This window comes from Archangium minus, from assembly GCF_044360475.1.
GTDB lineage: Bacteria > Myxococcota > Myxococcia > Myxococcales > Myxococcaceae > Archangium > Archangium minus.
Window position 1 is genome coordinate 9,068,567 of record NZ_CP043494.1, and the last position, 22,910, is coordinate 9,091,476.

18 protein-coding genes are annotated in these 22,910 nt (G+C 67.6%); 6 read left to right on the forward strand and 12 right to left on the reverse strand.

From position 1 onward, the window contains the following. The first annotated feature begins 1 nt into the window (after position 1). Both F0U60_RS36845 and F0U60_RS36850 read left to right on the forward strand, forming a co-directional pair. Positions 2 to 1,684 (forward strand): DUF4091 domain-containing protein, encoded by a 1,683-nt coding sequence (locus F0U60_RS36845; RefSeq protein ID WP_395806734.1) that lies wholly within the window; start codon positions 2 to 4, stop codon positions 1,682 to 1,684. Positions 1,685 to 1,721: 37 nt separating this feature from the next. Next, positions 1,722 to 2,606, forward strand: coding sequence for a DUF3108 domain-containing protein (locus F0U60_RS36850; protein ID WP_395806735.1), 885 nt, complete (start codon positions 1,722 to 1,724; stop codon positions 2,604 to 2,606). Here F0U60_RS36850 and F0U60_RS36855 read toward each other — a convergent pair. From F0U60_RS36855 to cysS, 7 genes are all read right to left on the reverse strand, one after another. Beyond that, complete coding sequence (locus tag F0U60_RS36855) at positions 2,596 to 2,964, reverse strand: hypothetical protein (RefSeq protein WP_395806736.1); 369 nt, start codon at positions 2,962 to 2,964, stop codon at positions 2,596 to 2,598. The genes F0U60_RS36850 and F0U60_RS36855 overlap by 11 nt on opposite strands. A 95-nt stretch (positions 2,965 to 3,059) precedes the next feature. Beyond that, a complete protein-coding gene (locus F0U60_RS36860; protein WP_395806737.1) occupies positions 3,060 to 4,820 on the reverse strand; it encodes a hypothetical protein in 1,761 nt (586 codons plus the stop codon). 94 nt (positions 4,821 to 4,914) lie between these two features. Continuing rightward, a complete protein-coding gene (locus F0U60_RS36865; protein WP_203406424.1) occupies positions 4,915 to 5,433 on the reverse strand; it encodes a DUF507 family protein in 519 nt (172 codons plus the stop codon). A gap of 139 nt (positions 5,434 to 5,572) precedes the next feature. Next, entirely contained in the window at positions 5,573 to 7,510 is a 1,938-nt protein-coding gene (gene uvrC, locus F0U60_RS36870) for an excinuclease ABC subunit UvrC (RefSeq protein WP_395806738.1), read from the reverse strand. Between the two features lie 6 nt (positions 7,511 to 7,516). Further along, positions 7,517 to 9,670: an excinuclease ABC subunit UvrB gene (uvrB, locus tag F0U60_RS36875; RefSeq protein WP_395806739.1), complete on the reverse strand. Its 2,154-nt coding sequence runs from the start codon at positions 9,668 to 9,670 to the stop codon at positions 7,517 to 7,519. Between the two features lie 78 nt (positions 9,671 to 9,748). After that, positions 9,749 to 11,425 (reverse strand): M20/M25/M40 family metallo-hydrolase, encoded by a 1,677-nt coding sequence (locus tag F0U60_RS36880; RefSeq protein WP_395806740.1) that lies wholly within the window; start codon positions 11,423 to 11,425, stop codon positions 9,749 to 9,751. 106 nt (positions 11,426 to 11,531) lie between these two features. Continuing rightward, positions 11,532 to 13,001, reverse strand: coding sequence for a cysteine--tRNA ligase (gene cysS / locus F0U60_RS36885; RefSeq protein WP_395806741.1), 1,470 nt, complete (start codon positions 12,999 to 13,001; stop codon positions 11,532 to 11,534). Between the two features lie 203 nt (positions 13,002 to 13,204). Here cysS and F0U60_RS36890 point away from each other — a divergent pair, with 203 nt between their 5' ends. Next, complete coding sequence (locus F0U60_RS36890) at positions 13,205 to 14,560, forward strand: FHA domain-containing protein (protein WP_395806742.1); 1,356 nt, start codon at positions 13,205 to 13,207, stop codon at positions 14,558 to 14,560. A 44-nt stretch (positions 14,561 to 14,604) separates the two neighbouring features. On the opposite strand, the gene F0U60_RS36895 is transcribed toward F0U60_RS36890, so the two are convergent. Together F0U60_RS36895 and F0U60_RS36900 are read right to left on the reverse strand one after the other, a co-directional pair. After that, complete coding sequence (locus tag F0U60_RS36895) at positions 14,605 to 15,252, reverse strand: hypothetical protein (RefSeq protein ID WP_395806743.1); 648 nt, start codon at positions 15,250 to 15,252, stop codon at positions 14,605 to 14,607. Between the two features lie 60 nt (positions 15,253 to 15,312). Then, the gene (locus tag F0U60_RS36900; protein WP_013939202.1) at positions 15,313 to 15,807 is read right to left on the reverse strand and encodes a CarD family transcriptional regulator; all 495 of its coding nucleotides are present in this window, start codon (positions 15,805 to 15,807) and stop codon (positions 15,313 to 15,315) included. Between the two features lie 332 nt (positions 15,808 to 16,139). On the opposite strand from F0U60_RS36900, the gene F0U60_RS36905 reads away from it, so the two are divergent. Together F0U60_RS36905 and F0U60_RS36910 are read left to right on the forward strand one after the other, a co-directional pair. Further along, positions 16,140 to 18,494, forward strand: coding sequence for a DNA internalization-related competence protein ComEC/Rec2 (locus F0U60_RS36905; protein ID WP_395825622.1), 2,355 nt, complete (start codon positions 16,140 to 16,142; stop codon positions 18,492 to 18,494). Between the two features lie 4 nt (positions 18,495 to 18,498). Next, positions 18,499 to 18,753: a hypothetical protein gene (locus F0U60_RS36910; protein WP_203406432.1), complete on the forward strand. Its 255-nt coding sequence runs from the start codon at positions 18,499 to 18,501 to the stop codon at positions 18,751 to 18,753. A 3-nt stretch (positions 18,754 to 18,756) separates the two neighbouring features. On the opposite strand, the gene F0U60_RS36915 is transcribed toward F0U60_RS36910, so the two are convergent. Next, positions 18,757 to 19,956, reverse strand: coding sequence for a carbohydrate-binding family 9-like protein (locus F0U60_RS36915; RefSeq protein WP_395806744.1), 1,200 nt, complete (start codon positions 19,954 to 19,956; stop codon positions 18,757 to 18,759). 167 nt (positions 19,957 to 20,123) lie between these two features. On the opposite strand from F0U60_RS36915, the gene F0U60_RS36920 reads away from it, so the two are divergent. Continuing rightward, on the forward strand, positions 20,124 to 20,996 hold the full coding sequence (locus tag F0U60_RS36920; protein WP_395806745.1) for an FHA domain-containing protein: 873 nt from the start codon (positions 20,124 to 20,126) through the stop codon (positions 20,994 to 20,996). A gap of 3 nt (positions 20,997 to 20,999) precedes the next feature. On the opposite strand, the gene F0U60_RS36925 is transcribed toward F0U60_RS36920, so the two are convergent. Both F0U60_RS36925 and F0U60_RS36930 read right to left on the reverse strand, forming a co-directional pair. Further along, the gene (locus F0U60_RS36925; RefSeq protein WP_395825625.1) at positions 21,000 to 21,362 is read right to left on the reverse strand and encodes a PH domain-containing protein; all 363 of its coding nucleotides are present in this window, start codon (positions 21,360 to 21,362) and stop codon (positions 21,000 to 21,002) included. Positions 21,363 to 21,551: 189 nt separating this feature from the next. Further along, complete coding sequence (locus F0U60_RS36930) at positions 21,552 to 22,862, reverse strand: adenylosuccinate synthase (RefSeq protein ID WP_395806746.1); 1,311 nt, start codon at positions 22,860 to 22,862, stop codon at positions 21,552 to 21,554. Between the last annotated feature and the right edge of the window lie 48 nt (positions 22,863 to 22,910).

A 22,910-nucleotide genomic window follows, 5' to 3' on the forward strand; every position in this document is an offset into this window, starting at 1 on the left:
CATGGGGGCGGGTTGGGCGGCGCAGGGGTTGCTCGCGGCGATGCTGGCCGCGGCACCAGAGCCTCGGGTGGTGTCCGCGCTGGAGAAGGTGCGGCCGGGAGTCACGCTGAAGGGTGAGAAGGAGGCGCGGTTGAGCCTCGCGCGCGGTGAGTGCGAGGCCGCCCAGGTGGTGCTCCCGCCTGACGTCTCGCGCCTCCGGGTGAAGCCGCTGGCGCTGAAGGGGCCGGGCCGCAAGACGCTGGAGGCCTCGGTCTGGCGCGAGGCCTTCCTGGAGGTGAAGACGCCCTCCAACTCGCAGGGCGGCACGGGGCCATGGCCGGATCCGCTCGTGCCGGTGGAGGCCCCACCGGGCCCCAAGGGAACACCCACCGTCCTCTACGTGGAGCTGTGCGCGCCAGAGCAACAGGTGCCGGGCACATACCAGGGCGCACTGAGCATGGAGGCGGATGGCAAGCCGCTCTCGCCCGTGCCTTTCTCCGCGGAGGTGCAGCCCTTCGTGCTGCCGGCGACCTCCTCGCTGCCGAACAGCTTCGGCATCTCGCTCTACAGCATCGCCAAGGGGCACGGGTTGAAGCCCGAGTCCCCCGAGGCGCGCGAGCTGCTGCGGGACTACGCGCTCGCCCTGCTGTCCCACCGCGTCAGCGCCCATGGCATGAGCATGAACCCGCCTCCGGTGCGCTTCGAGGACGGCAAGCCGGTGGTGGACTTCAGCACGTATGACGCGGAGCTGGCGCCCTTCCTGGAGGGGACTGCCCTGCCCTCGGGGGCCCGCTTCACCACCACCGACGTGCGCGACAACCCGGCGGCCCGCACCGACAAGGAGAAGGCCGCGTACTACCGCGCCCTAGCCGAGCACTTCCGCGAGAAGGGCTGGCGCGCGCGGCTCTTCTTCTATGCCAAGGACGAGCCGAAGCCGGAGGACGTGCCGCTCGTGCGCGCCCAGGCCCAGCGAGTGCGCGCGGCCAACAAGGACGTGCCGGTGCTCGTCACCACCCCGTTGGATGAGGCGCTGCGTGGCTCGGCGGACATCCTCGCGCCCACCCTCAACTGCTTCTTCCCGCGCCCCGGGCCGCAAACGTGCCGCAACGTCCTCCCGCTGAAGGCGCTGCGCGGCAAGCTCGAGCCCCACGTGAAGGTGTGGTGGTACCAGAGCTGCAATTCGCACGGCTGCACCGGCGGTCCCGCGGAAGACCCCTCGGTGGAGAAGGTCTACAGCGGCTGGGCCTCCTACATGGTGGATCACCCCGCCCCGCTCAACCGGGCCATGGGCCCGCTGGCCTTCCTCTCCGGCGTGGATGGCGAGCTCTATTTCGACACCGTGTTCGCCTACAACACGAAGGATCCCTGGAAGGACCTCTTCGAGTTCGGCGGCAACGGCGACGGCACCTTCTTCTACCCGGGCACCCCGTCACGGCCGGGCTTCACCCGCCACCAGCCCGTGGTCTCCCTGCGCCTGAAACACCTCCGTGACGGACTCGAGGACTACGAGTACCTCCAACTGTTGGAGTCGCTCGGAGAGCAGACATTCGCACGGGAGGCCGCGCGTCGGCTCACCCGGTCGGGGTATGAAGTGGAGACGGATCCCCGGCAGTGGGAGCAGGTACGCCGGGAGATGACCACGCGGTTGAGGAAGCGCTGGGAAGCGTCCGAATACGCGAAGCGTTCGGGCGTCCGTCCGAAGTGACGTGGAGACCCCTTACCTGGAATCAAGGATGACCGCCATGCGCACAGCCCTCGCAGCCCTCCTGTTCAGCTTCACCTCCGCGGCCTGGGCGCAGCTGCCGGACGCGGACGGGCCCGAGGACAACAAGCCCCCCGCACCAGCGGAGGCGAAGGCGGCGAAGACCCCCGTCCCCCTGTGCGCTCAGCCCCTGCCCCCCCTGCGCAGCCCGTTCGCCTTCGCTCCGGGCGAGCTGCTCGAGTTCGACCTCGATGCCATGGGGGCCACCGCTGGCAAGATGACCATGACGGTGCAGAAGAAGCAGGACGGCTCGCTCCCGGTCCAGGTCAAGGTGCAGACCAACTCCTTCTTCTCCAAGGTGCGCCGGGTGGACGCCACCGCGATGAGCTACCTGCACCCGAAGACGCTGCGGCCCTCGCGCTACACCGAGGAGGCCATGGAGAACGAGCAGCACCGCTCCGTGGAGGTGGCCTTCAACTCCAAGGAACGCCGCGTCCGCGTGGACTACGTCCAGAGAGGCAGGAAGGGCCACAACAACTACTCCTACGACCATGAGGGCATGGACGTGGCCGGCGCCATCTACATGATGCGCCAGCTCCCCATGAAGGAGGGCATGCCCATCTGCTTCGACGTCTACGGCGTGCGCCGCATGTGGCGGATGACGGGCAGCGTGTTGAAGCGCGAGCACGTGTCCACGCCTCTCGGCGAGTTCGACGCCTGGCACCTGTCCGGCACCGCGGTCCGTCTGGACAAGCCCTCGATGAGCCGCGAGGTGCACGTGTGGATTACCGACGACGAGCGCCGACTGCCGCTCGCGGCCCTGGGCACCATCGACCTCGGGGCTGTGCGCGCCACCCTCACCTCGTTCTCCCGCCCGGGCGAGAAGAGCCGTCAGGCCCAGGGCAAGGAGAGCCTCAAGTGGTAGGCGCCTGACGCATCAACCCCGCCGCCTGCGACAGCCGGCGACGGAGGCGCGTCACCACGCCCATCAACACCTCCAGCCGCTCCAGCACCAGGTAGTCATCTCCTGCCTGGAGCAGCGACAACTGGGACAGCGTGTCCGGCTGAAGGGCCTCGAGCACGTCGGAGAAGTGCGCCTCGACCTCGCCGAGCGCATTGAGCCCCTCGCGCAGGTCATCCTCCAGGAAGTCCAGCAGCACGGTGGCGTCGGCACGCTTGGGGAGCGAGTGCCCGAGGTGCTCCACGGCCTGGCGGAGGGGATCGGCCCCCGCGCGGCGCAGCGTCGCGGGAGCGGCAACGAGGGCGGCAGCGGGTGTTGTCATGTGCGCCAAGCTACAGCCCAGTAGCAGAGGGTCAATTTTTCGCCTCGCGGCCCCCCGCCCTCACCCAGGAGGAGCGGGGGCGAGCCGGAGAGACGTTAGGGCGAGGGCGCAGCGCCACCACCGAGAGCCGCCGCCGGGGCCGCTGTCGTCGCCGCCGGGGCCGCTGTCGTGGCGCCAGGCAGAGTGTTGATGGGCTGCGCGTTGAGCGGCGCCGGCGTGGAGATGAGCGGCACAGCAGGCAGACCATTGAGCGGCAGCGGATTGGCGACGAACGGCACCGCGGTCTGACTGGTCAGCGGCTGCGGTGTGGCGACGAGCGGCACCGCCGGGGACTGCACCTGCCCCGTGGCCGGCGTGCTCACCACTCCAGGCGAGACCCGAGCACCACCAAAAGCGAACTCCGGCCCGGGCACTCCAGGCACCAACGGGACCACGGAGAACGAGCCACTGGTGGAGAGGAAGGTGGACTGCGGCGCCGGGCTCAGCGGCACGAAGCCCCCCACCGAGGCCGGAGGCAATTGGCTGGCGATCCGCACCCGATCGGGGTTCTGGAAGGCATCCGGGACGATGGGCGTCGCCGAAAGGGCGGGAAGCCGCGCCTCGGGCTGACCCGGCGGCCCGGGCTCGTTCGCGTTGAGCGCGACCCGTCCCGGGGAATCCGGAGTCAGGAAGGCCTCCGGGACGATGGGCGTCCCCGGGAAGCCAGGCGTCCCAACCTCGGGCTGAGCGGGAGTCCCCGCGGAAAGCGTCACTCGACCCGGGTTCTGGAAAGGCTGGAGCACGCTTTGACCCGCCGCATTCGCGACCACGGGCAGGGTGGTGTCATTGGGATCCACCTGCTGCGTTCCCGTCAGCACGGGGAAGCCTCCAGGCTGAGTTCCCGCCACAGCCCCCGTGCCGAACTGACCCTGTCCCGCTCCGAACTGACCCTGCCCTGCCCCGAACTGCCCCTGTCCAGCTCCGAACTGTCCTTGGCCCGCTCCGAACTGCCCCTGTCCAGCTCCGAACTGTCCTGAGTCCACACCAGCCAGGCCGGAGCCCCCGACCCCCTGCTGCTGCTGGGGCGTGGTGTTGGGAACGGAGCCCAGCGAAGCCCCACCCGGCACTGGCGAGGACGGCGGCGCGACGCCGACGAACGCCCCCGCAGTGGGCACCACCGCAACCGCGGGCACGTCCACGCCATCCACGGTGATGGCCACGTCCTCGAAGTCGAACTGGATGAAGCCACGCGGCTCGGCCTCGCGAGGCAGGTTCCACACCAGGACGTCCAGTTCGGTGTCCCCCGGACGCGCCACGGGCAACGTTCGGAAGGTGTCATCATCCGCATGGGCACCCCGCTCCAGAGCGGCGGCGTGGATGACGGCCGTGTCCGTGAGCAGCTGCCCGTTACGCCAGACGCGACCCACGCCCCAGAGGGCCACCGCTGCCCGCACCCGCGACATGTTGGCGGCACCGAGCGGCGCTCCCCCGTGCATGTCCTGGTTCAGCACCACCCCTCCCGAGATGGCTTGGGCCGGGGGTGGAGGCAGAGGTCCCGTCGCGGACAGCGCCTGAGCCGGTGGGAAGCCCACCTGCTCCAGCTCGACCCGGTAGGTGTCCCCCGCGATGTCGAAGGTGGCCACCAGGCTTCCGGCGTCGCCATAGAGCGCCCGGACGTCCGAGATACGGTCCTGCACGGACAGCTCTGCCGAGCCGGTTCCCCGCTCGAAGAGATCCGTGAAGGGGCTGGGGCCCTGTGTGAAGAATCCGACGTTGCCGACCGTACGAGCGGTGGCCTCGGGACCATCGAAGGTGAAGCCCACCGGGCCTGCTGCGAGCAACCCGGTAAGCACGAAGCTAGAGAGGATTCCCGCCATCGAACGCTGCCTCCTCCTAGGAGGGTAAGCAGCGGAGGTCTCGGATGTCGGCTCGGACTAGCCAGGCGAGCAGGGGCTCGCCCTCTTGCCTGGTCTAGATGAGACCGCGAGCCCGGCGGATCTGCTCCACCGTCTTGTTGTACTCGATGTCGAAAGCGCTGGTGCCCTCCTGCAGATGCTTCAGGCGGGAACGCGCCTCCTTGTCGATCTCCTCGTCCACGTCGAGGTGCTTCTTCATCACCGCGTGGATCTTCTGACGCAGCACGTTGTCGGCGGCATAGACCTCCTCGACGTTGCGGCTGATGAGGAGGAATTCGATCATCTGGTTGATGACGTATTCGATGCCTTCGTCGCCCATCTTGAAGCCGCGGACGTCGGCCATCTCACGCTTGACCTGGTTGAACTTGGAGTAGTCGTAACCCCTGCGCTCCAGGGCCTCGCGCGTGGCCTGATTCACGCGCTCCTCGTTCGCCAGGTACTCACGCATGATGGCAGAAAGGTCCATCTCGGCGTCAGCCACGCGCATCGGCTCCACCTCGATATCCCCGTCCTGCATCAGCCTCTGGACGACCTCCCGGGAGATGATCGGGATCACCTTTGGATAGAGCCTCATGTCGGTCCCTCGCCCCTTGAAGACGTCTCGACTGGACCTGTCCGCTATAAATCAGCGCCGAGCCCAGCCGCAATTAAAAACCCCAAGAACATCGCGGATTCAGCGGCTTTTCGCTGCTCCGCTTACGAGCGGAAATTAATCACGGCGAGCCGGGTGGCGACCCTTCTTCTGACTTTTCGTCCACCAGGGCACCCGCATCCGCCAGGGAGGCTTCGCGGATAGGATCCTCTGGGTCGTCCTCGGGATGACCGTGGAGAGCAGCATGGACCCGCTCGGCCACCGTGGGCCCGAGCACCTCGGCGAGCTCCTCGATGGTCGCCTCGCGCACCCGCTTGAGCGAGCCAAACTGGCGCAGCAGCAGCTTCTTGCGCGTCTCCCCCACCCCTGGAATGTCCTCCAGGACAGAGTGGAAGTTGCCCTTGCGCATGCTCTTTTGTTGAAAGGTGATCGCGAAGCGGTGGGCCTCGTCGCGCAGGCGAGTGAGCAGGTAGAGCTCCGCCGAGTTCTGACGCAGGACGATGGGATCCTTGCGGTGAGGGAGGAAGACGCGCTCGGGGCTGCGGGCGCTCTCCTCGTCGCGGTCATGGACCTCCAGGTCACGGCTCTTGGCCAGGGAGATGATGTCCACGTCCTCGATGCCCAGGTCCTTGGCGGCGGCGAGCGCGCTGGCGAGCTGTCCCTTGCCACCGTCGATGACCAACAGGTCAGGCAGGTCCCCCTCCTCCTGGCCGCGCTTGAGCCGGCGGGTGATGACCTCATGCATGCTGGCGAAGTCGTCCTGCTTCTCCAGCGTCTTGATGCGGTAGCGACGGTAGCGGGACTTGTCGATCTCCCCATCCGTGGCGGCCACCTGCGAGGCGACGATGCTGGAGCCCTGGAAGTGCGAGATGTCGAAGCACTCCATGCGGCGCGGCAGGTGGCGCAGGTGCAGCCGATCCTGGAGCCGGCGCAGTACCACTTCGGTCTCGTCCTTGGTACGGCGGCGCTCGAGGACGGCCTGCTCGGCGTTCTTCTGCGCCATCTCCACCAGGTCGCGCTTCTCGCCCCGCTTGGGCACCATCACGCGGACGCGCTCTCCCTTGCGCTCGGTGAGCAGCGCCTCCAGACCCTCGCGCTCCTCAATGTCCAGAGGGAGAAGCACCTCCTCCGGCACGAAGTTGCCCTGGTCGTAGTAGAGGTTGACGAAGGACGGCAGCAGCTCCTCGTCGGGGAACTCCTGGCTGCCGAGCGGGAAGGCCTGGCCACCGTTGAGCCGGCCCTGGCGGACGTAGAGGACGTAGACGAGCAGCCGGTCCCCCTCGCGGTGGAAGGCGAAGACGTCCTGATCCTTGAAGTCGGTGGTGGCCACCTTCTGGCGCTCGAGGCTGCGCTCGATAGCGAGCAGTTGGTCGCGAACGCGTGCGGCCTCCTCGAACTTGAGCTCGCCGGCAGCCTGCTTCATGCGTGCGCGCAGCCCGTCCACCAACTCCCCTGCCCTGCCCTCGAGGAAGAGGACCACCTCGTCCACGCTCTTGCGATACTCCTGCTCCGAGACGGGGTAGACGCAGGGCGCGGGGCAGCGGCCGATCTGATGCAGCAGACAGGGCCGCTTGCGGTTGGCGAGCACGTGGTCCGTGCAGGTGCGCAGGTGGAAGTAGCGGTTGATGATGCGCAGCGTCTCTCGGATGGCGCTCGCGCTGGAGTACGGGCCGAAGTAGCGCGCACCGTCCTTCTGATACTTCCGCACCACCTCCAGCCGGGGATAGGCCTGGGTGCGATCCAACCGCAGCGAGATGTACTGCTTGTCGTCCTTGAGGAGGACGTTGAAGCGCGGCTTGTGCTTCTTGATGAGCTCGTTCTCGAGGAGGAGCGCTTCCTTCTCGTTGTGAACGAGCACCGTCTCAATGTCGCCGAGGAACTGATCCAACAGCGACACGAAGGCGCGAGTGTCCCCGGTCCGGGTGAAGTAGGAGCGCACCCGGTTGCGCAGGTTGACCGCCTTGCCCACGTAGATGATTTCTCCCCGGCGGTCCTTCATCAGGTACACGCCGGGTTCGGTGGGGAGAGCGTCCAGCTTCGCTTCAAGCTTCGCGTCCATACGGGGTTAGCGACTCCTCCTCGGCCCGATACCCGTCTTGCCGTGGGGCGGACCCCCGCCCTTGCCTCGCGACGGGCCTCCGCGCTTCCCACTGCGTCCCCCGGGCGTGCCGGGCTTCTTCTCGTCGGATGGCTTGGGTGGGGCCTTGAGCAGGGAGCGGCTAGGCGGCTTGAGCCCCAGCTCCATGTCCTTGAGCACCAGGATGCGGTCACGAATCTCCGCGGCCTTCTCGAACTGCATCTCGTCCGCGTAGTGCTGCATGTCCTTGGTGAACTCGCCGATGAGGCGTTTGATCTCCTTGGGCTCCAGCAGGTCGTTGGCCGAGTCGGCGGCCAGAGGCAGCTCGGACGGGTCCGCGTCGTAGAGGTGCTCGGACAGGTCGAGGATGTGGCTCTTCACTGCCTTGGGTGTGATCCCATGCTCCGCGTTGTAGGCGCGCTGCACCTCGCGACGGCGGTTGGTCTCCTCGATGGCCAGCTTCATCGAGTCCGTCACGGACTCCGCGTACATGATGACGCGGCCATTGAGATTACGCGCGGCGCGGCCGATGGTCTGGATGAGGGACACGTGGCTGCGCAGGAAGCCCTCTTTGTCCGCGTCGAAGATGGCCACCAGGGACACCTCGGGGATGTCGAGGCCCTCGCGCAGCAGGTTGATGCCCACCAGCACGTCGAACTCGCCCTTGCGCAGGTCGCGGATGATGGCGGTGCGCTCGATGGCGCCAATGTCCGAGTGCAGGTAACGCACCTTCACGCCCACGTCGGTGAGGTACTCGGTGAGGTCCTCCGCCATGCGCTTGGTGAGGGTGGTGACGAGCACGCGCTCTTTCTTGGCGATGCGCTTGCGCACCTCCTCCAGCACGTCGTCCACCTGATTGCGCGCCGGGCGCACCTCCACCTCGGGATCCGTCAGGCCCGTGGGGCGGATGATCTGCTCCACCACCACGCCCTTGCACTTCTGCAGCTCGTACTCAGCGGGAGTGGCGGAGACGAACACGGCCTGCTGCACCATGTCCTCGAACTCGGTGAACTTGAGCGGGCGGTTGTCCAGGGCGCTGGGCAGACGGAAACCGTGATCCACCAGCGTCTCCTTGCGCGAACGGTCGCCGCGGTACATGGCGCCAATCTGGGGCACCGTCTGGTGGCTCTCGTCGATGAGCACCAGCATGTTGCGCGGGAAGTAGTCCAGCAGGCACGGCGGCGGCTCGTTAGGCGGCCGCCCCGAGAAGTGCCTCGAGTAGTTCTCGATGCCGTTGCAGTACCCCACCTGCTCGATCATCTCGAGGTCGTACATCGTGCGCTGCTCCAGCCGCTGGGCCTCGAGCAGCTTGCCCTCGTGCTTGAACTGCTGGAGGCGCTCGGACAGCTCGTCGCGGATGGTCTGCAGCGCGCGCTTGCGGGTGTCCACCTCGGTGACGTAGTGGCTCGCGGGGAAGATGACGACCTTCTCCAGCGCGCCCAGCGTCACGCCGCGCAGCGGATCGAACTCGGTGATCTTCTCCACCTCGTCGCCGAAGAAGCTGACACGGACGGCGCGCTCCTCTTCGTACGCGGGGAACACCTCCACGGTGTCGCCCCGAGCGCGGAAGGTGCCGCGGTGGAAATCGAGGTCATTGCGCTCGTACTGGCTCTCCACCAGCTTGCGGATGAAGCTGTCGCGGCCCAGCTCGGCGCCCACGTCCACGCGCACGGCCATGTCCACGTACGAGCGTGCCGTACCGAGGCCGTAGATGCAGGACACGCTGGCCACGATGAGCACGTCGTCACGCGTGCGCAGCGAGTGCGTGGCCGAGTGGCGCATGCGCTCGATCTCATCGTTCACCGAGGAGTCCTTCTCGATGAACGTGTCCGTGGTGGGGATGTACGCCTCGGGCTGGTAGTAGTCGAAGTACGAGACGAAGTACTCGACGGCGTTGTGGGGGAAGAGCGCCTTGTACTCACCGTAGAGCTGGGCGGCGAGCGTCTTGTTGTGCGCGATGAGCAGGGTGGGCCGCTTCACGTTGGCGATGACGTTCCCCATGGTGAACGTCTTGCCCGAACCCGTGACGCCAAGCAGGGTCTGGTAGCGGTCCCCACGCAGAATTCCCTCGGTGAGCTCACCGATGGCGCGCGGTTGGTCGCCCTGGGGCTTGTAGTCGCTAACGAGCTGGAACTCAGGCATGGCCTGAGGTTTAACATCCCAAGTGTAGGGATGCCGGCACCAAATCATCCGCTCGACGAGGAGTGGACGAAGCGCGTGCTACCTCGGCCCCTCGGATTTCAGGGCCTCGAGCGCCTGGAGCCGAGGGGCTTCGAACTCATCCCCCGGGTTCCAGCGGGGCAGCTCCTTCGTTCGGGCCACGTTGGCGCCAATCAGGAAGAAGAGCCGCACGTCCTCCACCGCGCCGGAGAAGTCCCAGTCCGGCCTCAGCTCGTCCGAGGGCTGATGGTAGTGCTGGGCCTCCCACTTCTCACGGCGCTCCTTGCCCCACCCCGGCGGCCGGCCGATGAAGTCCATGCCGCTGCTGAAGTAGGCGGAGGGGATGCCGAGCTTCGCGAAGTTGAACTGGTCCGAGCGGTAGAAGAACCCCCGGTCCGGCAATGGATCCCCCCTCACGAGCCGCCCCTGGGCCTGCACCAGCGAGGTGAGCAACTTGTCCAGGGAAGATTTGCCCAGCCCGATGACCGTGACGTCCCGCGTGCGCCCGTGGATGTTGAGCCCGTCGATGTTGACGTTGGCCGCCACCCGCCCTGGATGCACCGGCAGATGCTCGGCCAGGTATTGCGAGCCCAGCAGCCCCTGCTCCTCGGCCGCCACCGCCGCGAAGAGGATGGAGCGCGGCGGCGCCTTCGGCAGGGTGGTGAAGGCCTTCGCCACCTCGAGCATCGCCGCCACCCCCGACGCATTGTCCACCGCGCCGTTGTAGATGGCGTCCTCGCCCGGCTTCGCGTCCGCCTTCACGCCTAGGTGATCATGGTGCGCCGTATAGAGCACCACCTCCCGGGAGAGCTTCGGATCACTCCCCGGGAGCAGGCCCAGCACGTTCGCCGTGGGCCGCCGGCGCACCTGGTTGGCGAAGCGCGTGGACACCTTCACCCGCAGCGGCACCGGGCGAAAGTCACGCTTCTGCGCCGCCGTGCGCAACGTGTCGATGTCCGTCCCCGTGAGCTGCATCACCCGACGCGTGGCCTGCTCCGTCGTCCAGGCCTTCACCTGGAGGCGCGGCGTCTCGGCCGAGGCCGGCAGCTCGAACTGCTCGCCCGACCAGGACGTCTGCACCACCTGCCACGGGTACCCGGCGCTCTGGGTCGTGTGGATGATGATCGCTCCGGCGGCCCCCACCTTCGCGGCCTGCTCGTACTTGTAATCCCACCGGCCGTACCAGAGCCGTGCCTTGCCCCCGAAGAGCTTCGGATCATCCTCCGGATCGTTGTTCAGGATGAGGAGCGTCTTGCCCCTCAGGTCCATCCCCTTGAAGTCGTCCCACTCGTACTCGGGCGCCTGGATGCCATAGCCCACGAAGACCAGCTCCGAGTCCTGCAACACGGCCTGCGGAGTCTGCACGCCCGGGTTCGCGATGAAGTCGTCGAGGTACCGCAGCTCCATGCGCCCCGAGGCGCTGGTGAAGGTCATCGTCTCGGGGTGGCCCGTCAGGCCCACCAGCTCGAAGGGCTGCAGGTAGCTCCCATCCGGCAACACAGGCTTCAGGCCCAGAAGCTGGAACTGCGTCGCGATGTATTGCTGGGCCAGCGCGTCGCCGCGTGTACCCGGGCCCCGACCCTCGAGCAGATCCGAGGCCAGGAAGCTGATGTGCGCCCGGAGGGCTCCGGCATCGATGGTCCGGGAAGCGGACTTCTCCGCCGGCGTCGTGAGCTGGGCGTGGGCGGCGAGCGGCAGGACGAGCAGCAGGGAGAGGAACACCAGCGTTCGCTTCATGTCGGGTGTGCCCCTAACATGACCTGCCCGGCCTCGCAGGAAGGATCTTCGCTCGGATGGTTGAGCGGTAGACCCTCACCCCCACCCCTTCTCGGGGGGAGAGGGTTCAAGCACTCGGCGCGGCCACCTTCCACACCGTGCCGCCCGCGGTGTCCATGATCTCCACCCCGAGCCCCTTGAGCTCGTCGCGAACCCGGTCCGCCTCGGCGAAGTTCTTCGCCTTGCGTGCATCCGCGCGCGCCTGGAGCAGTTGCTCCACTCGCGCCACGTCGATGCCTCGCTCCTTCACCGCCCGATCACGCCGCCTGAGCAGCCATTGCGCCGGCTCGTCCTCGAACAGGCCCAGGACCGCGGATACCTTCCGCACGTCCTCGCGCAGCGCCTGCAGCGTCCTGCCTACCAGCGCCTTGTCCTTCACCGGCGGCTTGTCCGTCAGCTCGTTCATCAACGCGAACAGGCCCGAGAGCGCGCCCAGGGCGCCCGCCGTGTTGAAGTCGTCGTCCATCTGCGACTCGAACTCGGTGAGGAACTTGCCCGGCTCGCCGTGCAGCGCGCCCTTGCCGAAGTCCTTCCCGCCCACGCGCTCGTCCACCTTGCGCAGCGTCTCGTAGAAGTACTCCATGCGCTGCTCCGCATCCGCCAGCCCCTTGTCCGTGAAGCCCAGCGGGTGCCGGTAGTGCGTCGACAGGAAGAAGAAGCGCAGCGCCTCCGCGTCCACCTTCTCCAGCGCGTCCCTGAGCCGCACCACGTTCCCGAGCGACTTGGACATCTTCGCCCCCTCGAGATCGAGGAAGCCGCAGTGCATCCAGTACCGCGCGAACGTCTTTCCGCTCGCCGCCTCGCTCTGGGCGATCTCGTTCTCGTGGTGCGGGAAGATCAGGTCCAACGCGCCCCCGTGGATGTCGAACGTCTCCCCGAGGTACCTCGCGCTCATCGCCGAGCACTCGATGTGCCAGCCCGGCCGTCCCTTGCCCCACGGGCTGTCCCACGCGGGCTCGCCGGGCTTGGCGGCCTTCCACAGCGCGAAGTCCAGCGGCTCGTGCTTCTGCTCGCCTGGCTGCACCCGCTCGCCCGCGCACAGGTCGTCCAGGTTGCGCTTCGACAGCTTCGCGTACTCCGGGTAGCGCCTCACCGAGAAGTACACGTCGCCCTGGGACTCGTACGCCACGCCCTTCTCCACCAGCTTCTGGATGATGCTGATGATCTCGGCGAGGTGGTCGCTCACCTTGGGCGACACGTCCGGCTCACGCAGGTGCAGGGCTCGCGCGTCCTCCTGGAAGAGCTTCACGAAGCGCGCGGCCAGCTCCACCGGCTGCTCGCCCGTCTCCTGGGCGGCCTTGATGATCTTGTCGTCCACATCCGTGTAGTTACGGACGTACTTCACGTCGAAACCGCGGTAGCGCAGGTAGCGCACCACCACGTCGAACGACGTGAACGTCCGCGCGTTGCCGATGTGGATGTAGCTGTAGACCGTCGGGCCGCAGACGTAGACCCCCAGCTTGCCCGGTACCGCTGGCACCAGGGTCTCCTTCTGCATCGTCATCGTGTTGAAGAGGCGAATCGATGCTGCGGCCACGTGCGAGAACCTCCACTGGTCAGGATCCAGGCTTGGAAAGCAGGACTCTAGGACTTCCACACGCCCCGGACCACAAATGCCTGACACTCCCGGTCAACTCTGGTGCCCTGTTGGCACTCCAGGCCGCCGAAAAAAGACTATCCTTCGGCTCCCCGACCCGCCCCCATCTCCGTCGGCCGTTGAATCTGGGAGAATACCCCCCCATGAGTCCTCCCAATCCCAAGCGCCCACCCCGCGTCCCCCGCCCCCCCGGGGAGACGGTGTCGCGCCCGGAGCCGGAGGTCGAGCTCCCCTTCGATGACGACGAGGTAGCCCCCCTCCAGGCGGACGATCCACGCCCCCAGCGCGTCCCCCAGTTTCCCGCTGGCCCCCGCCGCCGCCCTCGCCACGGCTCGGGTGGAGCCTCACGGGAGGGCCGAGACCGCGAGCTGCCCGCTCGCTTCGACTCCGGCGAGTACGAGGACCCAGGCCACTCCCCCGCCTTCCTGTACGTCGAGCGGGGCCCCGGTGCCGGGCAGTTGCTCCCCGTCAAGCAGGGCGTGCTCGTGCTCGGCCGGGCCTCCACGTCTGACCTGCGCCTGCAGCACCCCTCGATCAGCCGCCGGCACGCCCAGCTCACCCGCCGGGGTGACCACCTCACCCTGAAAGACCTCGGCAGTCAGAACGGCACTTACGTCAACCGCACCCGCCTCTCTGCCGAGCTGGAAGTTCGCGCCGGTGATGAGATTGCCCTTGGCAATGCGCTCCTTCGAGTGCGTGGGCCCGGCTCTACCTCCGAGCATCCTCGGGCCTCCTCGAACCGCGCTGCCTCCTCGCTCCGGGTGGGCCTGAGCACCCACCGCCTTGTGCTGCTCGCGGCGGCCACTGGCTCGCTCGTAGCCGTGTTCCTCACGCTTGCCGCCGTACGGTGGATGCGCTCGCGCGACGAGCTTTCCAGCCCTGTGGAGAGCGTTGAGGTTCACGAGGGGCTCGACTCACCTCCGAGCCACGAAACCGAACCCTCCGTGCGCGCCGAGGCCTCGTCCGTCGTTGAGGCGCTCGGGGAACCTGTGCCCGCCACGCCTGTTCCCGTGATGCAGGGGGGTGGAAAGCCACAGGTCGCCACGGGAAAACATGCGCTCAGTGCGCAAGCCATCGCTGAGTCGGCGGCGCTCCACGTCCCGAAGGCGGCGAGTTCGAAGTCGCGGGAGGCAGGAGTCCGGGAGAGAGTCGCCTCCGCGAAGCCTACCCCTGCCGACACTCCTCGCCCTCAGGGAGAAGCCGCATCCGAGGCCATTGCCCTCTATGAGACCGGAAATGTCGAATCCGCGCTCTCACTGGCCCGGCGTGCGCACCTGGAGGAGCTGGCGACCTCTCTCTCGCAATTCCAGGAGGAGTGGAGGGCGGGGAATGCCGCCCTGGCAGCCCAGGACCCTGCCTCTGCCATCCAACACCTCTCCACGGCGCTCGAGCTCGACCAACGAATCTCCAAGGGGTGGGGCTCCTTCGCACCCAGGATCCGCAAAGCCCTCGCGCAGGCCCACTTGCTGGCTGGGACCAAGCAGGCGGACGCGCGGTAGACCTCCTTTCAGAGCAGGTACGGCTCAGGTCCCAAAGCGTGGGTCTACCCGGGCTTTCTCTTGAAGCTCCGCAGGAGCAACGCGGCGTTTGTCAGGATGAAGGCCGTCAATAGCAGCGCCATGAGCAGCAACCCCTTATCCCCTCTCGGTCGAGCCCCCTCCACGACCATCCAGAGCCGCCCATCCCTGGGCTGCACCTCGCCCAGCTCCCTCAGCAGCTTGAAGCCCTCCCGGTAGCGCTCCGCGTCCTCCTCGGCCAGCAGCCGCCCTCGGATCGCAAACGGTCGCTGATCCGGCTGCCTCGGCACCTGACCTGGCGCCCACTCCTCCCCCGGCAGTGCCCGCCGACGCACGAGGAACGGCGATTCGCGCAATCCCACCACCACGTAGACGTCCTCGCCCTCGCGCCCATAGGCTCCTCGCAAGGTCGGGATTCCATGCAACTGCACGTAGCGGTTGGACTCCAACAGCTCGTATCGGTACGCCCCCTCCGCACCGAGGGTGAGGGGATTCCCCGGTGAGAAGAAGTACGCCAGATCCTTCCACATCATCCCCAGCAGCACCCCAGCCACCGCCATGGCCAGCAGCGCCACCGGAGCCTTCACCCCTACCCCACGCCGCTGGATCCGCGCCTCCAGCTCGGCGATGCGCCGCTCCCGCTCCTCCCGCAGCTCCCGCGACTCGTCGGACATGAAAAAACCCCGGTCCCCACCTTCGGGGAACCGGGGCTTTCTACCTCCACCCGACGTGGATCAGGCGAGGTTGAAGATCTTCTTGAGATCCGACTCGATCTCTTCCTCGGAGCAGTCCTTGGCCAGCGACAGCTCCTTGATGAGCAGCGAGCGCGCCGTGTCCAGCATCTTGCGCTCACCGAAGGACAAATCCTTGTCTCCCTTCAGCAGGTAGAGGTCGCGCAGAACTTCGGCGATCTCGAATACGGAGCCCGTCTTGATCTTCTCCATGTACTCGCGGTACCGACGATTCCACGTCGTCGAGTCCACCGAGATGTCCTTCTCCTTCAGGATGGAGTAGACCTGCTTGACGTCCTCCTCACTGATGATCTCCCGGAGGCCAACCGAGCCCACCTTGTTGATTGGGATCATGATCCGCATCCCATTTTCCAGGATGCGCAGCACATAGAAGGACTGGCGCTGCCCGGCGACCTCGGTGTGCTCGATGCCCATCACCTCGCCCACACCCTGTCCGGGGTACACCGCCTTATCGCCGGTCTTGAAGCTCGTCTGCACTCGTTACCGCCTCCTTGGGATGGCTCGGCTCGACTCGACACCCGGCCTCGGAAAGCGCACCACGAGTACCACAATTCACCCCTACCAGCAACATTGAAGCCTTGACCCGCTCGGATTTTCCCGACTAGCCTGGGTACCTTTACGTGTGTGCGCTCGCTCGGTAGGACGATGCACCACGACGGGACGGATTGGGTCGAAGGTGGGGGTGGATGGTGGGCCGTTACTCGTGGCGCGATCTGACCGCGCGTCCTTTGTTCTTCCCCGCTTTGAGCCTGATACTCGGCGCGGGATTTGGCCTCAGAACCAACGCCTTTGGTGGATTATTCCAACTTATGGCAGCTGGTGCTCTGGGTGTTGCCGCCCTGGGGCTTGCCCGCCTGCCTGGTTCCCACCTGGGAGTGCTCCTCTGTTTAGGACTGACGGGCGCGGGGCTGGCCTCCTTGGAAGCCGGGGCCGATGTGCCGCCGTCTCTCTCGCTCGCACAAGGAGGGACGGCGGTCCTGGAGGGAGAAGTGGAGCGCGTGGAGCGCTTCGAGGATGCGACCCGCATCCTTCTGTCCGTGGCCCGCGTGGGCACCGGCAGCGGAACCCCCGCCCGCTTCCACGCGAGCCTCTATGCCCAGGGAAAGCCCCCGTCGCTGCTGCCCGGACAGCGGCTGCGCGTGGAGGCCCGGCTCAAACCGCTCGAGTCCGCTTCGAATCCCGGAGAAAAGGACTTCTCCGCAACCCGGCGGCGGCAGGGGCTCGCCTTCACCGGCAGCTTTCAGACGGCGGGGATGCTGGTGCTGTCCCCTCCCTCGCGCTGGCGCGTGGAGCTGGTGCGCACGCAGGAGGGGCTCGCTGAAGCGGTGCGGGCCGTGGCCCCCTCGGCCGATGCGGCAGCCCTGTTCCTCACCCTGGCGGCCGGACAGCGCGCCGCGCTCGATGATGACCTGGAGGAGGACTTCTCCCGGAGTGGGCTCGCGCATGTGTTGAGCGTGAGTGGGCTGCACGTTGCGGCACTGGCGCTCATGACGCTCGCCCTGCTGCGCTGGCTGCTCGTTCTGGCGGGGGCTCGGCTGCGAAGCCTGCGGCGCGTGGATGCCCGCCGGCTGGCGGCTCCCGCCTCCGTGCCCTTCGTCTGGGCCTACGTCGTCTTCACCGGCAATCAACCGCCCGCGGTGCGCTCGGCGGTGATGGCTACCGGGGTGCTGCTGGGACTCGCCCTCTGGCGGAGGGCTGATGGGCTCAACAGCCTCGCCTCCGCCGCCGTGCTCCTCGTGGCCTGGACGCCCTCGAGCGTCGCGGACCTGTCGCTGCAGCTCTCCTTCCTCGCTGTCTTCAGCCTGCTGCTGCTCACCCCTGCCCTGCGCGAGGCCATTCCGCTTCCTCCCCCGGATCCACAGGAAGCCCATCGGCTGAAACGGCTGCTCGCGAGCACCCGGGAGACGGTGCTGGAGACGTTCTGCGCGAGCGTCGCCGTCACCGTGGCCAGCCTGCCCCTGGTGGCGGGCACCTTCGGCCGCGCGAGCCTCGCAGGGCTCATCTCCAACATCGTCTGCATGCCTTTGTGCGGCCTGCTCACCGGCTTCGCCGCGGGAGGCGCGGCCCTCTATGTCGTGGCGCCCGTGCTGGCCACGCCGCTCCTATGGGGAGGAGCGTGGGCCTCGCAGCTGCTCCTGTGGCTCACCCGCTTCTTCGCGCACGTGCCACTGGCCACGATGGACCTGCCCTCCTTCGGCCTCGCGGCCTCTCTGCTCTACGCCGCGGGGCTTGCCTTCTGGGCCTTGGGCGAGCGGCGCTGGCGCATGGGTGGGATCCTCGCGCCCGTGGGGCTGGTGCTCGTCTTCGTCGTCCCACGCCTCGTGCCTGAGCCTGGCCTGCGCATCACCTTCCTCTCCGTGGGTCAAGGAGACGCGGTGGTGCTCAGCTCCCAGGGACACCATGCCCTCGTGGATGGCGGCGGCGTGCCCGGTGGTGCGGACCCGGGGTTGCGCGTGGTTGTGCCCTTCTTGAAGGCCTCACGCATCGATCGGCTGGACCTGGCTGTCCTCTCGCATCCCCACCCGGATCACGCGCTTGGGCTCATCTCCGCGCTGGAGCAGGTGCCCACTGAGCGCCTCTGGCTGTCCGCGGGCAGCGCCGACGGGCCCCTGTCGCGGAAGCTCGTTGAGACGGCTACCGGTGCGCAGGTGGAGGAGGTGCAGCTCGGACATCCTGCTTACGCGTTGGGCGAGGCGAGCCTGGAGGTGCTCGGGCCTCCGGTAGACCGCGAGCTCATGGAGGGCGTGAATGACAAGAGCGTGGTGCTGCTCGTGCGCCATGGCGATGTCACCGTGCTCCTTCCCGGGGACGTGGAGGAAGAAGGCGAGGCCGCGCTGCTCGCGAGCGGACGACTTGGGCCTGTGTCGGTGATGAAGGCGCCGCACCACGGCTCGCGTACCTCCTCCACGGAGGAGTTCCTCGCGCAGCTGCGTCCCCGCTTCGTCGTCTTCTGCGTGGGTCGCCGCAACCGCTTCGGCTTCCCCCATCCCGAGGTGGAAGCGCGCTACCAGCACCTGGGCACCGAGTGCTTGCGTACGGATGTGCACGGAGCCATCACCCTGGAGAGCGACGGGCACGATGTCCGCCTGAGCACCTTCCTGACAACCGAGGCCCCGACTCCCGTGGCGCCGGTTGCCCCGGTCACCGCCCATCACCACCCTTGAGGCGATGATCTCCGACGACCTTGATCTGCGGCAGCTGACCGCTGACTTGAAGCACATGCTGGGCCCTGGCGAGCCCGTGGGCTACCTGCGTGGCAAGTCCCTCATGCGCAACCTGCTCGTGGAAACGAAGGGCTTCTCCGAGCTGGAAGCCGAAGAGCTCATCGACACCCTCGAGCTGCGCGGCTTCCTGCGCTTCCTGGGGGACCCCACCGAGCGTTCCGTCGCGGACGCCCCGTGGGAGCTCTCCCCTCATTCGTAGCGTCTATTCGAAGACGAGCCACCCGAAGCGCGGCAGCGCGTGGAAGTCCCCCACGAAGAGTGGGGAGAAGGCCTGGCCTTCCACCTGCTGCCGCTTCACGTGCTCGAGCCGGTACAGGTTGAAGCGCCAGCGCTCTCCCTTCTGCGGCGGAACGTGAGGCACCTCAGCCAACCGGGCGAAGGGAATCTTCATCTCCACCCGCCAGCCCTCGTCCCGGTCCTCCGGATTGTCCAGCGTGCCGCGCACCTTCACCGCCGTCGTCATCCCCGAGTCCCAGCTCAGGTCCATGCCCTTGCGGCGCGCGGGGAAGTAGGCGTCGAAGTTGACGTTGTGCGGAGACACCTGCATCTCGTTGTAGGTGCGGCCGTCCGCGTTGGCGTCGAGGAAGATCTCCACCACCTCCTGCTCGTAGATGGGATCGTCCCGCTTGCGCAGGGTGCCCCAGATGTCCGGGTCCTCCACGTCGAACGCGACGTAGAGGTTTTGATCGTCGTAGGCCAGACGCGCCTCGGTCCGCAGCGAGACCGGGCGACCATCAAAGCTGCCGTGCAGCACCACAGGGGCTGCGTCCTTCCACACCGCGTCATCGAGCTCGCCATCGATGACCGGAGCCTTGGGTGCACGACGGACGGTGTACTCGGGCAGCGACGGAGCAGCGCCCCCGAGCTGCGGGCCCAACATCCGGTTGTCGCCCCTGTGCGCGTTGGGGTCATCCACCGGGAGGCGCGAGTCCCCCTGCCAGAAGCCCAGCACCACCTGGCCAGGTGAGGGGGGCATCGGCACCGTGTGGACGTCCTCCACCACCTTGCCCACGGGCCAGGAGCCCAGCGGGGCCGCGCCGCCCGCGAAAGCGTGGTCCGCGTTGACCATCATCTGCCCGGAGGCGGGGTCCACCACGTGCACGAAGAACTCCCAGCCCTGGGGCATGGGGCGCAGCGCCTCGAAGTAGTGCGCGAGCTGCACCTGCTGGCCAGGCACCGCTACCGGAGGAGAGAGCCGCGTCCCCAGGTAACGCACCGCGCCCCCGGCGAACGTGGCGCCGCTGCGCCAGGTGAGATCCGCCGGAGCGGCATCCAACACGCGAGCCTGGGCGGGCGGAGGCAAGGCCTTGTTGCGAGGCTTCGGACCGGCCTGCTCGTCCCGGCAGGAAGAGGCGAGCAGCGTGAGCGACAGCAGCATCAGGAGGTGGGAGGCGGGGCGCATCGAGGCCGCGAATCCTAGGCCCCCCCCTGGCCGATGTCTCGGAGAAGGGGCGCCCGTTGCGTCCGCGCACGTGGACGGAGGGTGAGAGATGGGACGGCCAGGAGGCAACAACCCCTCACGATTTCTCCGTTCCGTCCCGGCACCCGGCTTGCTGCCACGCCAGCACCATGCACTTCGAATTCGAACACCTGGGCACCTCCACCCCCTTCGAGCTCCCCGAGGGCGTCCACCTGCTGGGCGGAGGCGAGGAGGACCAGGTGCGACTGGAGGGGCTCCCCCCGAGCCTCTTGACGCTGCGCATCGAGAGCCAACGCCTAATGGTGGAGGCCGCCCGTACCTTCACGGTGGGGGGCGTGATGGTGCCGCCGGGAGTCCCTCGCCTCGTGCTGCCCGGCGAGGTGCTGGGCCTGCCCGAGAGCATGAGCCTGAAGGTGCTGGACCCCCACGCGGAGACCGAGCGGCAGGTGGGCACCGTGGCCGTGCTCAAACACCTCCTCATGGACACGGAGGAGCCACCGCCCTCCCGAGCCGCCGCCCTGATCTGCCTCACCGGGGCGGACGTGGGCCGCGCCTTCGCGCTCGCCGAGGCGAACACCGAGCTCGGACGGGGCCGAGAGGTGTCCGTGCGGCTGAGAGACCCCGCTGTGTCACGACGCCACGCGCGCATCCGCCACCAGGAGGGAGCCTTTCTCCTGGAGGACTTGGACAGCCCCAATGGCGTCTACCTCAACGGCCAGCGAGTGGAGACGCCCTCCCCTCTCTACGAAGGTGACGTCATTGAGCTGGGCCGGACGCTGCTGCGCTTCCAGGCGCCCATGGCGGAGCCTCCTCCGCCTGCCCCACCCGTTCTGGACGAGGCCCCCGTCTCAGACCAGGCCCCCATCCCGGACAAGGCCCCCGACGAAAATGAACCACCCGCGGCACTCTCCGGCGAGGACATGCCGGAGCGCCCGCGGGTGCGCTGGGAGTGGTGGATCATCGGCCTCGGAGCGACGCTGGCCCTGGGGGGGGTCCTCGCCACCTACGCCATGGCGGCCTGAGCCTCAGGCGCGCAGCGGCGTGAGACCGGAGCGCTCGATGAGGAGGTGCGCCAGGTGGCGGTGATGTGCGAAGAGGCTGGTGAAGTGCACGAAGCCCCGGCTGCCACGCACGGCGTACACCGTCACTGGCCCGGGCATTACCTCCACCTTGCGAATGTCCGCAAAGGAGAAGCGCCGCGTGCGCACCAGCCCCCGGTACGTCATCCCTCCCGAGTCCACCACAATGCGGGTGCGGCCGTAGTACGTCACCGACACACCGAAGAAGAGGACGAAGAAGACCGCTGAGAGGAACGTCTGGACCGGGACTCCGTCGAAGCGAAGTAGGTACACCAGGACGCCCAGCCAGAGCAGTGTCGCGGCACCCATGATGGCCGCGAGCACAGCGTGTGGGCGGAACACCTGCTTGCCAGCCTTCTGATCGCCCCCGTTCATACCCCTGAAGCTAAGACGGAGGGCTGACATGCGCCACCGACTCCCTCGCTTTCCTGGCGAGGGAGTTGAGGATGTGACTTCCAGGAAACTCCGGGTGTCCGGAGTTTCTCCGCTCCGGGCCGCTTAGCTCCGGAAGGGGTTCTGCAGGAGCACCGTTTCGCCGCGGTCCGCACCCACGGAGATGCAGACGACGGGCACGCCGCAGATCTCCTCCACGCGGCGCACGTAGCGCTTGGCGTTTTCCGGCAGCTCGTCAAAGGTGCGCACCCCGGCGAGCTTGTCGTCCCAGCCCGGCAGCGTCTCGAAGACGGGCTTGACGCGAGCTAGGTCCTCGTAGTCCCCGGGCAGCTCGGTGACGCGCTTACCGTCCAGCTCATAGGCGTTGCAGATCTGCAGCGTCTTCAGGCCGGAGAGCACATCCAACTTCGTGAGCGCCAGGCCCCACAGGCCGTTGACTCGCACCGCGTAGCGCAGCACCACGCCATCCAGCCAGCCGCAGCGGCGCGGACGGCCCGTGGTGGCACCGAACTCGTCACCCACCTTGCGCAGCCGATCGCCCGTCTCGTCCGTCAGCTCCGTGGGGAACGGACCCCCGCCTACGCGCGTGGTGTAGGCCTTGCTGATACCCATCACCTTGTCGATGGCCGTGGGACCCAGGCCCGAGCCCACCGCCGCGTTGCCCGCCACGCAGTTGGAGCTGGTGACGAACGGGTAGGTGCCGTGGTCCACGTCCAGCAGCGTGCCCTGGGCACCCTCGAAGAGGATGCGTGCCCCGCGCTGCACCTGGCCCGCCAGGTAGAGCGACACGTCGTGCACATAGGGGCGCAGCCGCTCGCCGAGCGCGGAGAACTCCTCCTGGAACTTCTGCGCGTCCAGCTCAGGGGCCGGCTCGTTGGCGGCGCGGCACAGCTCGCGCAGCTCGTCGCGCACGCCCGGGAGCCGCTCGTCAATGCGCTTGCGCAGCCGCTCGGAGTTGAGCAGGTCGCGCACGCGGATGCCCCGGCGCGCCACCTTGTCCTCGTAGGCCGGACCAATGCCGCGCCCCGTGGTGCCAATGGCGCTCACGCCTCGAGCCTTCTCCCGGTACGTGTCCAGCAGCTTGTGCCAGGGGAAGATGACGTGCGCGTTGTCCGAGATGAGGAAGTGCGACTCGTCCTTCAGGAAACCGCGCTCCTTGAGAGCGTCAATCTCCTTCACCAGCACGGCGGGATCCAACACCACCCCGTTGCCAATGACGCAGGTCTTCCCCGCGTGAAGGATGCCCGAGGGAATCAGGTGCAGCACCGTCTTCTGACCACCCACCACCAGGGTATGGCCAGCGTTGTTGCCCCCCTGGAAGCGCACGACCACCTGGGCGTGCTCGGTGAGCAGGTCCACGACCTTGCCCTTGCCCTCATCTCCCCACTGCGCTCCGATGACGACGACGTTCGGCATAGTTGGGCCCCGCTTAGCACGCTTCGACACGGGCCGTCACCGGGATGG

Excerpts from the sequence above, each read along its gene's own strand:
- F0U60_RS36845 (WP_395806734.1), top strand. The coding sequence starts at position 2 with ATGGGGGCGGGTTGGGCGGCGCAGGGGTTGCTCGCGGCGATGCTGGCC.
- F0U60_RS36850 (WP_395806735.1), top strand. The coding sequence starts at position 1,722 with ATGCGCACAGCCCTCGCAGCCCTCCTGTTCAGCTTCACCTCCGCGGCC.
- F0U60_RS36855 (WP_395806736.1), bottom strand. The coding sequence starts at position 2,964 with ATGACAACACCCGCTGCCGCCCTCGTTGCCGCTCCCGCGACGCTGCGC.
- F0U60_RS36860 (WP_395806737.1), bottom strand. The coding sequence starts at position 4,820 with ATGGCGGGAATCCTCTCTAGCTTCGTGCTTACCGGGTTGCTCGCAGCA.
- F0U60_RS36865 (WP_203406424.1), bottom strand. The coding sequence starts at position 5,433 with ATGAGGCTCTATCCAAAGGTGATCCCGATCATCTCCCGGGAGGTCGTC.
- uvrC (WP_395806738.1), bottom strand. The coding sequence starts at position 7,510 with ATGGACGCGAAGCTTGAAGCGAAGCTGGACGCTCTCCCCACCGAACCC.
- uvrB (WP_395806739.1), bottom strand. The coding sequence starts at position 9,670 with ATGCCTGAGTTCCAGCTCGTTAGCGACTACAAGCCCCAGGGCGACCAA.
- F0U60_RS36880 (WP_395806740.1), bottom strand. The coding sequence starts at position 11,425 with ATGAAGCGAACGCTGGTGTTCCTCTCCCTGCTGCTCGTCCTGCCGCTC.
- F0U60_RS36890 (WP_395806742.1), top strand. The coding sequence starts at position 13,205 with ATGAGTCCTCCCAATCCCAAGCGCCCACCCCGCGTCCCCCGCCCCCCC.
- F0U60_RS36895 (WP_395806743.1), bottom strand. The coding sequence starts at position 15,252 with ATGTCCGACGAGTCGCGGGAGCTGCGGGAGGAGCGGGAGCGGCGCATC.
- F0U60_RS36905 (WP_395825622.1), top strand. The coding sequence starts at position 16,140 with ATGGCAGCTGGTGCTCTGGGTGTTGCCGCCCTGGGGCTTGCCCGCCTG.
- F0U60_RS36910 (WP_203406432.1), top strand. The coding sequence starts at position 18,499 with ATGATCTCCGACGACCTTGATCTGCGGCAGCTGACCGCTGACTTGAAG.
- F0U60_RS36915 (WP_395806744.1), bottom strand. The coding sequence starts at position 19,956 with ATGCGCCCCGCCTCCCACCTCCTGATGCTGCTGTCGCTCACGCTGCTC.
- F0U60_RS36920 (WP_395806745.1), top strand. The coding sequence starts at position 20,124 with ATGCACTTCGAATTCGAACACCTGGGCACCTCCACCCCCTTCGAGCTC.
- F0U60_RS36925 (WP_395825625.1), bottom strand. The coding sequence starts at position 21,362 with ATGGGTGCCGCGACACTGCTCTGGCTGGGCGTCCTGGTGTACCTACTT.
- F0U60_RS36930 (WP_395806746.1), bottom strand. The coding sequence starts at position 22,862 with ATGCCGAACGTCGTCGTCATCGGAGCGCAGTGGGGAGATGAGGGCAAG.